At 71.6% G+C, this 14,732-nt stretch carries 12 protein-coding genes and 2 pseudogenes; 10 read left to right on the plus strand and 4 right to left on the minus strand.

The features are described 5' to 3' along the window. Positions 1-10: 10 nt before the first annotated feature. Positions 11-484, minus strand: coding sequence for a hypothetical protein (locus EDC02_RS28095; RefSeq protein ID WP_233606481.1), 474 nt, complete (start codon positions 482-484; stop codon positions 11-13). Next, positions 481-1,374 carry an N-acetyl-1-D-myo-inositol-2-amino-2-deoxy-alpha-D-glucopyranoside deacetylase gene (gene mshB, locus EDC02_RS28100; protein WP_123605358.1) on the minus strand — a complete coding sequence of 298 codons (894 nt, stop codon included), beginning with the start codon at positions 1,372-1,374 and terminating at the stop codon, positions 481-483. Before mshB ends, EDC02_RS28095 begins: the two co-directional genes overlap by 4 nt. A gap of 78 nt (positions 1,375-1,452) precedes the next feature. Between mshB and EDC02_RS28105 the strand changes: the two genes are divergently transcribed. The 8 genes and pseudogenes from EDC02_RS28105 (at position 1,453) to EDC02_RS28135 (ending at position 11,904) form a co-directional block, all read left to right on the plus strand. Then, a complete protein-coding gene (locus EDC02_RS28105; RefSeq protein WP_123607167.1) occupies positions 1,453-3,591 on the plus strand; it encodes a prolyl oligopeptidase family serine peptidase in 2,139 nt (712 codons plus the stop codon). 160 nt (positions 3,592-3,751) lie between these two features. After that, positions 3,752-5,188, plus strand: a complete 1,437-nt coding sequence (locus EDC02_RS28110) for a TldD/PmbA family protein (protein ID WP_123605359.1) — start codon at positions 3,752-3,754, stop codon at positions 5,186-5,188. A 14-nt stretch (positions 5,189-5,202) separates the two neighbouring features. After that, complete coding sequence (locus tag EDC02_RS28115; RefSeq protein ID WP_123607168.1) at positions 5,203-6,612, plus strand: TldD/PmbA family protein; 1,410 nt, start codon at positions 5,203-5,205, stop codon at positions 6,610-6,612. A 416-nt stretch (positions 6,613-7,028) separates the two neighbouring features. After that, positions 7,029-7,835: a hypothetical protein gene (locus tag EDC02_RS28120; RefSeq protein WP_123605360.1), complete on the plus strand. Its 807-nt coding sequence runs from the start codon at positions 7,029-7,031 to the stop codon at positions 7,833-7,835. A gap of 13 nt (positions 7,836-7,848) precedes the next feature. Further along, positions 7,849-9,786 carry a fumarate reductase/succinate dehydrogenase flavoprotein subunit gene (locus tag EDC02_RS28125; protein ID WP_123605361.1) on the plus strand — a complete coding sequence of 646 codons (1,938 nt, stop codon included), beginning with the start codon at positions 7,849-7,851 and terminating at the stop codon, positions 9,784-9,786. Beyond that, positions 9,786-10,538: pseudogene (locus EDC02_RS28130) on the plus strand (succinate dehydrogenase/fumarate reductase iron-sulfur subunit); the annotation flags it as partial. The gene EDC02_RS28125 and the pseudogene EDC02_RS28130, both read left to right, overlap by 1 nt. A 93-nt stretch (positions 10,539-10,631) precedes the next feature. After that, positions 10,632-10,838: pseudogene (locus EDC02_RS42940) on the plus strand (succinate dehydrogenase/fumarate reductase iron-sulfur subunit); the annotation flags it as partial. 283 nt (positions 10,839-11,121) lie between these two features. Further along, complete coding sequence (locus tag EDC02_RS28135; protein ID WP_123605363.1) at positions 11,122-11,904, plus strand: glycoside hydrolase; 783 nt, start codon at positions 11,122-11,124, stop codon at positions 11,902-11,904. Between the two features lie 19 nt (positions 11,905-11,923). On the opposite strand, the gene EDC02_RS28140 is transcribed toward EDC02_RS28135, so the two are convergent. Then, on the minus strand, positions 11,924-12,586 hold the full coding sequence (locus EDC02_RS28140) for an NAD(P)-dependent oxidoreductase (protein ID WP_123605364.1): 663 nt from the start codon (positions 12,584-12,586) through the stop codon (positions 11,924-11,926). Between the two features lie 119 nt (positions 12,587-12,705). On the opposite strand from EDC02_RS28140, the gene EDC02_RS28145 reads away from it, so the two are divergent. Then, positions 12,706-13,698: an AraC family transcriptional regulator gene (locus tag EDC02_RS28145; protein ID WP_123605365.1), complete on the plus strand. Its 993-nt coding sequence runs from the start codon at positions 12,706-12,708 to the stop codon at positions 13,696-13,698. 33 nt (positions 13,699-13,731) lie between these two features. On the opposite strand, the gene EDC02_RS28150 is transcribed toward EDC02_RS28145, so the two are convergent. Continuing rightward, positions 13,732-14,193 carry a (deoxy)nucleoside triphosphate pyrophosphohydrolase gene (locus tag EDC02_RS28150; protein WP_123605366.1) on the minus strand — a complete coding sequence of 154 codons (462 nt, stop codon included), beginning with the start codon at positions 14,191-14,193 and terminating at the stop codon, positions 13,732-13,734. Positions 14,194-14,348: 155 nt separating this feature from the next. On the opposite strand from EDC02_RS28150, the gene EDC02_RS28155 reads away from it, so the two are divergent. Further along, the gene (locus EDC02_RS28155; protein WP_123605367.1) at positions 14,349-14,660 is read left to right on the plus strand and encodes a 4a-hydroxytetrahydrobiopterin dehydratase; all 312 of its coding nucleotides are present in this window, start codon (positions 14,349-14,351) and stop codon (positions 14,658-14,660) included. Positions 14,661-14,732 lie beyond the last annotated feature (72 nt).

Here is a 14,732-nt window from a genome sequence, read left to right on the forward strand (position 1 = left end):
CCCGGCCGCGTCAGCCTCCGTCGCTGCGGCGGGCCGGTTGGGCCAGGATCATCCGGAACGCGAGTACGGCGAAGGCGATCGCTCCGGTGAAGATCACCGCGAAGCCCACCCAGTTGTCGCCGGCCAGCAGAATGTCCCCCTCGGTGGTGCCGCCAGCGGCCAGCACCATCACCGCGAACCAGGCCGCCGCCGGCAACGTCATCGCCCACCGGGCGCCCACCGCGCGGATCGCGAACCAGCTCACCAGCACGTTGCCGGCGATCGCCAGCAGCACCGACACTCCGACCAGGTGCCCGCCGACCCGTACCGTGGCCAGCAGCAGCTCCAGAACCGCGGACAGCACCGCCGCGACCACCGCGACCACCCCGCCGACCGTCCGCATCCCCAGATCCACCAGCTCACGCAGGCGGGCGGGGGCCGGAGCCGACGCTACCGGCGGCGGCTCCACCGCCGACACCTGGCCGGAGACACCGGGCGAGGTCACGGCAGCGGCACCTCGGCGGCCGGCAGCCCGGCGAACAGGTCGGTCTCCCAGCCGTACGGGCCGTCGCCCGGACCCGGCCGGCCGGCGCCGAGCACGAAGTACTCGTAGCCCATGAACTCGCCGCCGACGTTGCCGGCCAGCGCGTACAGCCAGGAATCGTCCGGGATCTGGCTGGCGTGCGCCCGCATGGCGGCCTGCTTCGCCTGGTAGTGGGCGGTGCCGTCGATCCGCGCCGCGATCTGCGGATCGGGGGTGCCGAACGGCAGGTCGTCGACGTGTTCGACGCCAGCGAACGGGTTGTTCGACGCGCCCCGGAACGCGTCGATGCCGGCGGCGAGCACGCTCTTCGGCATCGCGGTGAAGTAGATCTTGTCAGGGGCGACGCCCTCGGCGGCGGCCAGCTCGGCGGCGCGCATCGTCACCCGGTGGGCCTGGATATGGTCGGGGTGGCCGTAGAAGCCGTTGTCGTCGTAGGTGACCACCACCTGCGGCCGGGTCTCCCGCAGCACCTCGAGCAGCAGACCGGCGGCCTCGTCCAGGTCGGCCTGCCAGAACGCCCGTGGGTGCTCGTTGGTCGGCAGGCCCATCATCCCCGAGTCCCGGTACCGGCCGGCACCGCCGAGGAACCGGTGGTCGGTCACCCCGAGCGCCGCGCAGGCGGCGTCGAGCTCGGCGATCCGGTACCCGCCGAGCTGGTCGGCCTGATCGGGGGCCAGCCCGGCCAGGCGCGGCAGGTGGATCTCGCCTTCCTCGCCGAGGGTGCAGGTGACCAGGGTGACCTGCGCTCCGGCGGCGGCGTACCGGGCCATCAGGGCGCCGGTGCCGATCGTTTCGTCGTCCGGATGGGCATGAACCAGGAGAAGCCGTCGCGCGGCGGCGGGGTCGGTCACTCCGGCAACTTTACGCCGGATGGGCACCGGAGTGGATTACCGGTCTCATCGCTGATCAGCCGGTTCTACGATCCGAGAGTGGAATCTCCGGAACCTGCCGCCCGTACCCGTGTACCCGTCCGGGGCGCCCCGCACGCGGTGACCGTGGGCGCCGACGGCGCCCGCGTGGTGTTCCTGCGCTCCACCGGCCCGCACGACCCGGCCGCTGGTCTCTGGTCGTTCGAGGTCGACAGCGGCGAGCACCGCCGGATCGCCGACCCGACGGTCCTGCTCGGCGCCGCTAGCACCGCCGGCACCGGGGACACCGCCGGTGCGGGGATCACCCGGTATGCCACCGACCCGGCCGCCCGGGTCGCCGTGTTCGTCCTGGCCGGCAGACTGTTCCGGGCCGACCTGGTGACCGGCGACGTGATCGAGGTACCGGTGGTCGGCTCGGTCACCGACGCCCGGCCGGACCCGACCGGCAGCCGGATCGCGTACGTGTCGGACAGCGACGCGGACCCGGTCGGGCCGGCCGGCGCGACCGGCCGGGACCGATCCGGCAAGCTGCGGGTCGTCCACCCGGACGGCCACGACGTGCTGCTCGCCGGTGAGGACGGCGACATCACCTGGGCGCTGCCCGACCCGGCGGCGGCCGACTTCGGCCGGGACCGTGGCTACTGGTGGTCACCGGACGGCCAGAGCATCCTCGCCGCCCGGGCCGACCGTTCCCGGCTGCCCCGCTGGCAGTACGCCGACCCGGCGCAGCCGCAGCGGCCGGCCCGCAGCCGGCCGTACCCGGTGTGCGGTGGCCCCAACGCCGAGGTGACCCTGCACCTGCTCGACCTCGACGGCGGCTGGGTCGACGTGCACTGGGACCGGGAGACCTACCCGTACCTGGTGTCGGTCGACTGGTCCGACGGCAGCCCGCTGATCACCGTGCTGCGCCGGTTGCAGCAGCACGGTCTGGTGCTGTCCATCGACCCGCGCACCGGGGAGACCCAGGTGCACGCCGAGCTCGCCGACCCCCGGTGGGTGGAGCCGATCCCCGGCACCCCCTGCCACCTGTCCGACGGCCGGGTGCTGGTCGGCGGGGAGCTCGCCCACGACGGGTACGACGCCCGCTGCCTGTTCGCCGACGGCACCCTGCTCACCCCGGCGGCGCTGTACGTACGCCGGGTGGTCGGCCGGCTGCCTGGCCGGCACACCAGCCCGGACCTGCTGATCGAGGCGAGTGACGGGGAACCCAGCGAACAGCACCTCTACCGGGTCCGCACCGCGGCCTCCTCGGGTGGTCTGGACGCGGTCCGGCTCACCAGCAGCCCCGGCTGGCACGTCGCCGCGGTCGGCGGTGCCGTACTGGCCGTCGGCTCGGCCACCCTGGACCAGCCCGGGGTGCGCTGGACGATCTGTCGGGACGACACCGAACTCGGCGTGCTGCGGAGCCTGGCGGCCACCCCGGCGGTGACGCCCCGGCCCACGCTGCAACGGGTCACCGACCGCCGGCTGCCGTCCGGTGTGCTGTACCCGCAGTCGCATGTCGCCGGCCGGCGGCTGCCGGTGCTGCTGGAGGTGCACGGCGGCCCGGGCCACCAGCAGGTCCGTGCCGAACGGGCGGGTTGGCTGGCCCGGCAGTGGTGGGCCGACGCCGGCTTCGCCGTGGTGACCGTCGACAACCGGGGTACGCCGGGTGTCGCGCCGAGTTTCGAGAAGGTGGTGCACCGGCGGCTGGCCGACGTGCTGCTCGCCGACCAGGTGGACGCGCTGACCGCGATCGCGGAGAAACATCCCGACCTCGACCTGGACCGGGTGGCGGTGCGGGGCACCGGGTTCGGCGGCTGGCTGGCCGGGCTGGCCGCGCTGCGCCGCCCGGACGTGTTCCGGGCCGCCGTGGCGCGTGACCCGGTCACCGACTGGGCGTTGCTGCGCAGCGGGTACGCCGAGCGGTTCCTCGGCCTGCCCGAGGAGGGCGGCGAGATCTACCCGCACCACAGCCTGGTGGAGGTCGCCGCCGAACCGGTGACCGGCAGCGACGAGCTCCGCCCACTGCTGCTGGTGCACGGGCTGGCCGACGGCGCCGTACCGGTGGCGCACACCCTGCGGTTGTCCGCCGCGCTGCTGGCCGCCGGCCGACCGCACGCGGTGCTGCCGTTGGCCGCCGGCACCGACCCGGACGCGGCCACCGTGCTGCGCGCCGAACTCGGGTTCATCCGGCAGGCGTTGGGACCGCTCGGCTGAGCGGTCGCCAGGGGCATCGGAGACGCTCGGCTGAGCGGCCGCCAGGGGCATCGGAGACGCTCGGCTGAGCGGCCGCCAGGGGCATCGGAGACGCTCGGCTGAGCGGCCGCCAGGGGCATCGGGATCGCTCGGCCGAGCCGATGTCGCATAAGGTCACAGGGTGACCCAGTTCGAGGTGGCGACGGCCGCCGTACAGGCGGCACTCGACGCCGGCGCCCGGTACGCCGACGCGCGGGTGATGCACCGCCGTTACGAGTCGATGACCGCGCGCAACGGCGAGATCGAGGCGCTGGTCCAGCACAGCGACGCCGGTCTCGGCGTCCGCGCACTTGTCGGTTCCAGTTGGGGCTTCTACGCCGTACCGGATCCGTCGCCGGCGGCGGCGCGGGCCGCCGGTGGTCGGGCGGCGAAGATCGCCGCGGCCAGCGCCCAGGTGCCCGGGCCGCCGATCGACCTGGTGCCGGCCGGGGCCGGCACCGCGAGCTGGTCCAGCCCGTGCCGGGTCGACCCGTTGTCGGTGCCGCTGCCGGACAAGGGCGATCTGCTGGTGTCGGCGACCCGCACGATGCTCGACCACGGTGCCGACCTGGCCGAAGGGCTGTACCACATCTGGGACACCGAGAAGTGGTTCGTCTCCAGCGAGGGGCACCGGATCGACCAGCGGATCCGCGAGTGCGGGGCGGGGCTGTCGGCGACGGTGATCGGTGACGGGGAGACCCAGCGCCGCTCCTATCCGAGCCACCGCGGCCAGTACGGCACCAGCGGCTGGGAACTGGTCGACAGCCTGGACCTGCCGGCGCACGCCGCCCGGATCGCCGAGGAGGCACGGGCGCTGCTCACCGCGCCGGCCTGCCCGGCCGGGGAGACCACGCTGATCCTCGGCGGGGAGCAGATGGCGTTGCAGATCCACGAGTCGGTCGGGCACGCCATCGAACTGGACCGGATCCTCGGCTGGGAGGCCGCCTTCGCCGGCACGTCCTGGTTGGACCTGGCCCAGCTGGGCAGCCTGCGGTACGGATCCGAGCTGATGAACGTGACGATCGACCCGACCATCCCGGGCGCGCTGGGCAGTTTCGGGTTCGACGACGAGGGCAGCCCGGCGGTCAAGCGGGACGCGGTCCGGCAGGGCCGGTGGGTCGGCGTACTGGCCGGTCGGGACTCGGCGGCCGTCGCCGGCCTGGACCACGGCGGCAGCGTACGGGCGGACGGCTGGTCGCGGCTGCCGATGGTCCGGATGACCAACGTCGGTCTGGAGCCGGGGCCGCACACGTTGGACGAGATGATCGCGGCGACCGACCACGGGGTGCTGATGGACATCAACCGGTCCTGGTCGATCGACGACAGGCGGCTCAACTTCCAGTTCGGGTGTGAGATCGGCTGGGAGATCCGCAACGGCAAGTTGGGGCGGATGCTGCGCAACCCGACGTACACCGGGATCGGCCCGGTGTTCTGGCAGTCGATGGACATGCTGTCGTCGGAGAGCGTCGCCTGGGGGACGCCGAACTGCGGCAAGGGCCAGCCCGGCCAGGTCGGGCACACCGGGCATCCGGCGGCGCCGGCCCGGTTCACCAACGTCCGGGTGGGGGTACGCGGGTGAGTCTGGACGCGGGGCTGACCGGCGCGGCGACGTCGCCCGCCGAAACCGACCTGGCCCTCCGGGTGGTGGAGCTGGTCCGGCGGGCCGCCGGGCCGAGCGCGCAGGCCGAGGCGTACGTCAGCCATCGGGCGCTGGCACTGACCCGGTTCGCCAACTCGTTCATCCACCAGAACGTCGCCGAGGCGGTCACCACGGTGTGGCTGCGGTTGCACGTCGACGGCCGTACCGCGATCGGTTCGACCACGCTGACCGGCCCGGACGGGTTGGCCGACCTGGTCGAGCGCACTTTGGCGGCGGCCCGGCTCTGCCCGCCGGATCCGGCCTGGCCGGGGCTGGCCGGGCCGGCACCGCTGCACGCGGCCGGTTCATGGGACGAGGCGACCGCGCAGGCCGGTCCGGCGGAGCGGGCGGCCCGGGTGCGGGACTTCGTCGCGGCCGCCGGTGGTCTGGAATGCGCCGGCTTCTGCCGTACCGTGCACCGGTCGACGGGGTTCGCCAACAGCGCCGGGCAGACCGCCGGCGGCCGGTCGGCGGAGGCCGCGATGGACGGGATCGCCCGGACCGACGGCGCCGACGGGGTGGCCCGGCAGGCGGCCGGCAGGCTGACCGACATCGACGGCGCGGCGCTGGGTGCCCGAGCGGCGGTGAAGGCCCGGGCCGGCCGGCACCCGGTCGATCTGCCGCCGGGGCGCTACCCGGTGGTGCTCGAACCGACCGCGGTGCTGGATCTGTTGCAGATGCTGGCCCGGCACGGCTTCGCCGGCAAGGCGCACCACGAGCGGCGGTCGTTCGTCCGGCTCGGCGAGGCCCAGTTCGACCCGGCCATCTCGCTGGTCGACGACCCGGCCACCGGCGGCGGGCTGCCGTTCGACGCCGAGGGCACCCCGACCGGCCGTACGGTGCTGGTGGACGCCGGCCGGTCGACGGCGCTCACCCACGACCGACGGACCGCGGCGGCGGCCGGCACCGCCTCGACCGGGCACGCGGCACCGGGCAGCGTCTCGTGGGGGCCGGTGGGTCAGCATCTACGGTTGCTTCCGGCCGACGGCGGGCAGTCCGCCGACGGCGGGCAGTCCGCCGGCGGCGGCGGGCCGGCGGCTGGCGGCAGCGCGACGCTGCTCGGCGGTGTGGAGCGCGGTCTGCTGGTCACCGACCTCTGGTACACCCGGATTCTCGATCCACGCAGCCTGGTGGTGACCGGCCTGACCCGTAACGGTGCGTGGCTGGTCGAGTCGGGCGAGGTCGTGGCGGCGGTCCGCAGTCTGCGGTTCACCCAGTCGTATCCGCAGGCGCTGGCGCCCGGTGCGGTGCTGGGTCTGGGCTCGGAGTTGAGCCGGCTGCCGGACAGTTGGGACGACACCTCCTGGCACGCGCCGGCCCTGCATTTGGCGGGCTGGCAGATCACCGGCGGTGCCACCGGCTGACCCTGGCGGTATTGACGACACCCCGCGGCGCCGCTTAGGTTAGGCATACCTCACTTCTGGTGGGTCCGCGATGGGCGGTGCGGGCTGGTCGACCGCACCGCCCGTCACCCCTGACGACGGGTCCGCTGTCAATCTGTGACCGACGCCGCTCGGGATCCAGTGAGCTTCTGCACATCCACCCCCCTAGCGGCGGGCCGGGCTTTCGTAACCGACGCGATACCGGCGAGACTCCCTTGCGCATACGGCCGCCGGTACTGGGCGTAACGTGTGCACCGGACCAGCGCCCGCCGATGCGTGGTGCGGGTTCCGGAGCACGCGGTCGCACGGCCCTCTGGGCTCTGCCCTGCATCGCCACAGACCGGCCGAAGATATCCGGGTCCGCCCTTGCACGGGTCGGGCCCCGTCAGGGAGACAGGATGACGACTACGGCAACGATGCCGGGGCAGGCGCGGGCGCGCGCCGCCATCGCGGCGAAGACGTTGCGCACCGACCGGTGGTGGCTACCCCCGCTGATCACCGTGATCGGACTCGGTGCCTGGGTCACCTACGCCACTGTCCGTGTTTTCATGCACGACTTCTACTGGGTCCAGGAGCACCACTACCTCACCCCGTTCTACTCACCGTGCGTCACCGAACGCTGCGTACCGGAGGCGGCCCACTTCGGCCGGTTCCTACCCGGCTGGTGGATCATCCCCGACGCGGCGATGACCCTGCCGTTCCTGCTGCTGTTCCGGCTGACCTGCTACTACTACCGCAAGGCGTACTACCGGGCGTTCTGGCTCTCCCCGCCGGCCTGCGCGGTGCCGGACGGCCACCAGCGCTACACCGGTGAGACCCGCTTCCCGCTGATCTTCCAGAACGCGCACCGCTACGCCTTCTACGCCGCGGTGATCATCTCGCTGATCAACAGCTGGGACGCGGTGCTCGCCTTCGACGGGGAGAACGGCTTCGGCGTCGGACTGGGCAACGTCATCCTGCTCGGCAACGTGATCATGCTCTGGGCGTACACCGTGTCCTGCCACTCCTGCCGGCACATCGCGGGCGGTCGGCTGAAGCACTTCTCCAAGCACCCGGTGCGCTACCGGGCCTGGACGTTCATCTCCAAGCTCAACGTCCGGCACATGCAACTGGCCTGGATCACGCTCGGCACCCTGGCGCTGACCGACTTCTACGTGATGGCGCTGTCCGCCGGTTGGTTCAGCGACCTGCGGTTCTTCAACTGAGGGCTTGGACGATATGACTACCCGAATCGAACGACACCACTACGACGTCGTGGTCATCGGCGCCGGCGGCGCCGGGCTGCGGGCGGCGATCGAGGCCCGACTGGCCGGCAAACGCACCGCGATCATCTCCAAGTCGCTGTTCGGCAAGGCGCACACGGTGATGGCCGAGGGCGGCGCCGCCGCCGCCATGGGCAACGTGAACAGCCGGGACAGCTGGCAGGTGCACTTCCGCGACACCATGCGCGGCGGCAAGTTCCTGAACAACTTCCGGATGGCCGAGCTGCACGCCAAGGAGTCACCGCAGCGGATCTGGGAGCTGGAGACGTACGGCGCGCTGTTCGACCGTACGAAGGACGGCAAGATCTCGCAGCGCAACTTCGGTGGCCACGAGTACCCGCGCCTGGCCCACGTCGGTGACCGCACCGGCCTGGAGCTGATCCGCACCCTGCAGCAGAAGATCGTCTCGCTGCAGCAGGAGGACAAGCGGGAGTACGGCGTCCACGACGCCCGGATCAAGGTCTTCGCCGAGACCACCATCACCGAGCTGATGCTGGAGGACGGGCCGGACGGTCCCCGGGTCGCCGGCGCGTTCGGCTACTACCGGGAAAGCGGCGAGTTCGTCCTGTTCGAGGCGCCGGCCGTGGTGCTGGCCACCGGCGGGGTCGGCAAGTCGTACAAGGTCACCTCCAACTCCTGGGAGTACACCGGCGACGGGCACGCGCTCGCCCTGCGGGCCGGCGCCACCCTGATCAACATGGAGTTCCTGCAGTTCCACCCGACCGGCATGGTCTGGCCGCCGTCGGTGAAGGGCATCCTGGTCACCGAGTCGGTCCGGGGCGACGGCGGGGTGCTGCGCAACACCGACGGCAAACGGTTCATGTTCGACTACGTCCCCGACGTGTTCCGCAAGCAGTACGCGGAGACCGAGGAAGAGGCGGACCGCTGGTACACCGACCCGGACAACAACCGGCGTCCGCCGGAGCTGCTGCCCCGTGACGAGGTCGCCCGCGCGATCAACAGCGAGGTCAAAGCCGGTCGCGGTACGGAGTCCGGCGGCGTACTGCTGGACATCGCCAGCCGGTTGCCGGCCGAGGAGATCCGTCGCCGACTGCCGTCGATGTACCACCAGTTCAAGGAGCTGGCCGACGTCGACATCACCAAGCAGCCGATGGAGGTCGGGCCGACCTGCCACTACGTGATGGGTGGCGTCGAGGTCGACCCGGACACCGCCGCGGCGGCCGGCCGGATCAGCGGCCTGTTCGCCGCCGGTGAGGTATCCGGCGGCATGCACGGCTCCAACCGCCTCGGCGGCAACTCCCTGTCCGACCTGCTGGTCTTCGGCAAGCGGGCCGGCGAGCACGCGGCCGCGTACGTCGGCGGGCTGGACCGACGGCCGAAGGTCTCGGCCGACGAGGTCGAGGAGGCGGTGGACCAGGCCCTGGCGCCACTGTCGCGCGACACCGGGGAAAACCCGTACACCCTGCAGCAGGACCTGCAGGCGGTGATGGGCGACCTGGTCGGCATCATCCGCCGCGAGGGTGAGCTGGCGGATTCGCTGGTCAGGCTGGCCGAGCTGCGCGAGCGGGTGGCCAAGGTCAGCGCCGCCGGCGGCCGGCGCTACAACCCGGGCTGGCACCTGGCGCTGGACCTGCGCAACATGCTGGTGGTGTCGGAGTGCACCGCCAAGGCCGCGCTGGAGCGCACCGAGTCCCGGGGCGGACACACCCGCGAGGACCACCCGACCATGGCCCCGCAGTGGCGCACGGTCAACCTGGTCTGCTCGCTGGACGGCGAGACGGTCAAGCTGGAGCACCAGCCGCTGCCGAAGATGCGCCCGGAGCTGATCAAGCTCTTCGACCGGGCGGAGCTGGCCAAGTATCTGACCGACGAGGAGTTGGCGGAGTTCGACGCGCTGGCGCAGGACGCGCTCGCTGAGGAGGCGGACAACTGATGGGCACCAAGCGCCACTTCAGGGTGTGGCGGGGCGACGAGGCCGGCGGCGACCTGCAGGACTACCAGGTGGAGGTGAACGAGGGCGAGGTCGTCCTCGACGTCATCCACCGGCTGCAGGCCACCGAGGCTCCGGATCTGGCCTGCCGGTGGAACTGCAAAGCCGGCAAGTGCGGCTCCTGCTCCATGGAGATCAACGGCATGCCGAAGCTGGGCTGCATGACGCGGATGTCGACGTTCGAGGAGAACGAGACGATCAGCGTCAGCCCGCTGCGCACCTTCCCGGTGATCCGCGACCTGGTCACCGACGTCTCGTTCAACTACCAGAAGTCGTTGGAGACGCCGGCGTTCAGCCCGCCGGAGGACCTCGCTCCGGGTGAGTACCGGATGCAGCAGGTCGACGTGGAACGCTCGCAGGAGTTCCGCAAGTGCATCGAATGCTTTCTCTGTCAGAACACCTGCCACGTGGTGCGTGACCACGAGGACAACAAGACCGCGTTCTCCGGTCCCCGGGTGTTCATCCGCGCGGCCGAGCTGGACATGCATCCGCTGGACACCAGGACCGACCGCAAGCAGTACGCGCAGGCGTCGCAGGGGCTGGGCTACTGCAACATCACCAAGTGCTGCACCGAGGTCTGCCCCGAGCACATCAAGATCACCGACAACGCGATCATCCCGATGAAGGAACGCGTCGTCGACCGACGGTACGATCCCCTCGTGTGGCTCGGCAGCAAGATCTTCCGGCGGGGGCAGAACGGCGCGGCGGCGACCGGACCAGGGCTCGGCCAGTCCGGCCTGGACCAGCCGGCCGGTACGACGGCCGGGCTGCCGGCCGACGGCGACCACAGCGCGGCGGCCGACGCCGAGCGCGGGGTCAACTGGCACCGCCAGGTGCCCCGCCCGCAGGCGGCGGCGGTGGACGAGAAGGGCCACCTGCCGATCAGCGAGCTGGCGTTCGACAAGCCGGCGGCGCCGTCGCCGTTCGGTGAGGACGTCACCTTCCCGCTGCCGGACAAGTCGCTCAACTACCACCACCCGGACCAGGACCGCTGACGCGGCCTCACCCGACCTGGGCCGCTAGCGCGGCCTCACCCCGCTGACCGCCCCTTCCGGTGCTGCTCGCGCCGGGAGGGGCGGCTGCTCTCCGGGGTTGCCGCTGCCCCCCGGGTCGCCGGCTGCTCTCCGGGGTTGCCGACCAGCCATCGACGGTCGTAACATCCTGCGCGGAGCCGGGAACGGACCTTGTCCACCGTTTCCGTCGTGGGGCGGTGCCGGGCCGCCGGGCCCCACGGCACCAGTCCGTACTGCGGGCTGCTCGCCGAAGGACTCCGCCACCATGATCCCGCCCCGGCTCCGGCACCACCGCCTGCCCGCGCTCGTCGTCGCCGCCCTCGTCGTCGCCAGCGTGACCGTCGTCTGGCTGGCACCGGACGCCGACGCCAGTGAGCTCTGCGGGCGAGCCGACACGATCGACATCACCGACAAGCGGTACGTGGTGATGAACAACGTTTGGGGTGCGGACACCCCGCAGTGCCTGACGGTCGACGCCGCCGGCCGGTACGAGGTGACCCACACCGAGCACGACAAGCGGGACGGCTCCGCCGCCGCCTACCCGACCATCTACCAGGGCTGCCACTGGGGCAACTGCACCGTCGGCAGCGGCCTGCCGATCAAGGTAGGGCAGTTGCGCTCCGCCCGGTCCGACTGGACGATCGACACCCAGGACGTCACCGGCCGCTGGAACGCCACGTACGACCTGTGGTTCCACACCGACGCCAACGCCCACCGCTCCCCCGACGGCGCCGAACTGATGGTCTGGCTGGATCGGGCCGGCGGGGCCGAGCCGGCCGGGACGCTGGTGGCGCGGGAAGTGACCCTGGCCGGGGCGGCCTGGGACGTCTACTACGCCGACTGGCACTGGAACTACGTGGCGTACGTGCGTACCACGCCGGTCGACGAGGCGCGGGACCTGGAGTTGGCGGCGTTCACCCGGGACGCGGTGGGCCGCGGCTACCTCGACCGGGACTGGTACCTCAGCGGGGTCGAGGCGGGTTTCGAGATCTGGCACGGCGGCGCCGGGCTCACCTCCCGGTCGTTCCAGGTCGCGATCAACCTCTGATCGTCCGTCGCGCCGTCGGTCATCGAGCCGATAGGGAGAGTGTCGAGCCGATGTGGTCGTCGCTCTCGACCGACTCCGCCAGGAGCCACGCGACCTGCGTACGAGCCACTTTCATACTGCGGGTCGCGCCGGTGGTCGAGACGAACGGCGGCCCGGCCGGGTCGTCGTCGGTGAGGTTCACCGGTTGAACGGCGGTCCAGTCCAGGCCGCTGGACCGTACGATCCGCTCCTGCCGCTCGGTGTCGACGATCTGCGGTCGCAGCAGCACCCAGAAAACCAGACGCTGGAGCATGGGCAGGTGCGTTCGGGTGGGTCCGACGCCGTACGACGTCTGCACCACCAACCGGCGTACGCCGTGGCGACGCATCGCCTCGACAACGACAGCGGTCCCCCGGGAACGGACATCCAGCGACGTGTGCGCCGGGCCACGCAGCCTGACCCGCACCGGGTTCTCGCTGATACCGAGCGTGATGATCACCGCATCCTGACCACGCACCGCATCGTCGACGTCGCCAGGGTCGGTGGCGTCGCCGTTCAACCCGCGCAGCGGGCCGCCATCGACCTGCCCGGCCACCGTCGTCGCGTGCCGCGAGAACGCGGTGACCTCATGGCCCCGGTGGCCGAGTTCCCGCACCGTGGCACGGCCGGACCCACCGGACGCACCGACCACCAGTACCTTCATCGCTGCTCCCCTGTCGTCGTTGCCGCCAGTGCGCGGCTCCCCATCGACAACATCAGTTCCGGGCCGGCGAGGATATGATCGGGAAACGCGAAAGTATGCTCGATCGTCCAGGGACCGCGATGGCGAAACTCGAGGTCGATGCGCCGTGGGTGTCGGTGGACCCGGTCGGGGAAGCGCTGCACCTGCTGCGGATGACCGGGATCTTCTACTGCCGGACCGAGGTCAGCGCCCCATGGGCGCTGGAGATGCCGCCGTTCGGCGATTGTCTGAGTTTCCATGTCGTGACGTCCGGTGGCTGCTGGCTACGTGTCGGGGACGCGCCACCACTGCAGCTGAGCGCCGGTGACCTCGCGCTCGTGCCGCATGGCCGTGGACATCTGCTGCTGAGCAGCCCACCGGCCGGACAGACTGGGCGGGCCGGACGGGTCGATCTGCTACCACAGGAACATCTCAACGCGCACTACTCGATACTCCGTCACGGTGGCGGCGGCGAGACGTCCACGCTGGTCTGCGCGGTGGTGTCGTTCGACGGGCCGGCAGCTCACCAACTCGTACGGCTGCTGCCACCGGTCATCCACGCGACCGGGTCAGACCCGCGTACCAGCGGCTGGATCGGTGCCACCCTCGCGCTGCTGACCAGTGAGGTGTCGGACCTTCGCCCGGGCGGGGAAGCCGTCACCACCAGGCTCGCTGACATCCTGGTGATCCAGGCGATCAGGTCATGGATCGACAGCGACGACCCGCGAGCGCGAGCCGGATGGCTCGGCGCGCTGTCAGACCCGCTGATCGGGCGGGCCATCGCGGCGATCCACCGCGAACCGAGCCGTACCTGGACCGTCGCCTCGCTGGCGCGCGTAGCCGCGATGTCGCGGTCGTCGTTCGCGGCCAGGTTCACCCGGCTCGTCGGTGAACCGGCGCTCCAGTACGTCACCCGGTGGCGGATGCACGTCGCGCTCGCCAGGCTCGAACAGGGCCAGACGACGGTTCGCGAACTGGCCGGCCAGTCCGGCTACGGATCGGAGGCCGCGTTCAGCCGGGCGTTCAAACGCATGGTCGGAGTCGCTCCCGGCTCGGTCCGCGGTGGTCGCGACCCGAGTGCCGGCCGGTACTGAACCCCAGCCCGTACCGGACCACAGCACCCGGCATCAGCCGTCATGCCGCCTGCTGCCGGCGTGCAGCAACGGACGGAGCTCGGCGACGATCGGCCGGTCCGCGGGCAGCCAGGTGACCTGGTCGAGTTCGTCGGCCGCCAGCCAGCGCAGGGCGGAGTGTTCCAGCGCGGTCGGCTGCGCCGGCCCGAGCAGCCCGGCGAGGTAGACCCGCAGCACCGACCTGCCGTGGCCAAGCGGCTGGTCGGGACCGACCCGGTCACCCACCGTGATCGCGACCCCGAGTTCCTCGCGGCACTCGCGAATCAGGGCGTCGGTCTCGGTCTCGCCGCTCTCCACCTTGCCGCCGGGAAACTCCCACTTGCCGGCCGCGCCCGGTGGATGGGTCCGGGCACACGCCAGCACCCGCCCGTCGAGGACGATCGCCGCCCCGACCACCACCTGACGCCTCGCCCGCCCGCTCCGCACAGCAGATGAGCCTGCCAGATCAATCAGCATTTCGGGTAACCCTGCTGACTGCTAGGACAGCAGATGACGGAAGGGTGGACGTGGACACACCAGCCAGTTAGCGGCCAGACTGGGGACCACCGACCAAGACACAGGATGGCGACGATTTGGCCACAAGCCGGCAACGACGCCTGGGAGGTGTGGCTTTGCGAGCACTCTGGTCCAGCCGGACCGGCCGCGACTACCTTAGCGATGCCCTGACCCAACTGGACGGGTGGACGCAGGACGGTCACCAGCTCCGGCGAACCCTGCTGCTCGACGACAGCCAGCACGCCGAGCTCACCGAGCGGATCAAGGTAGCAGCCGATGCCCTGCACCTGCGGCCCGACGTACGCCGGGCCGACGGGCAGACCCAGATCCGCCTCGGCTCCCCCGACGGCGACAAGATCACTGAGGGCGATGTTGCGCTTGCGGCCCGCATCGAGGACGCCTACCGTACGGTTGTCGACCTGCGCTGACCCCGCATCCTGCGCCCGCATCACCGCTGGCCGCAGCGACGTCGCGCTCGCTGGCGCGGTTGTGCCCGCCGC

Source organism: Micromonospora sp. Llam0 (assembly GCF_003751085.1).
Classification (GTDB): Bacteria; Actinomycetota; Actinomycetes; order Mycobacteriales; family Micromonosporaceae; genus Micromonospora_E.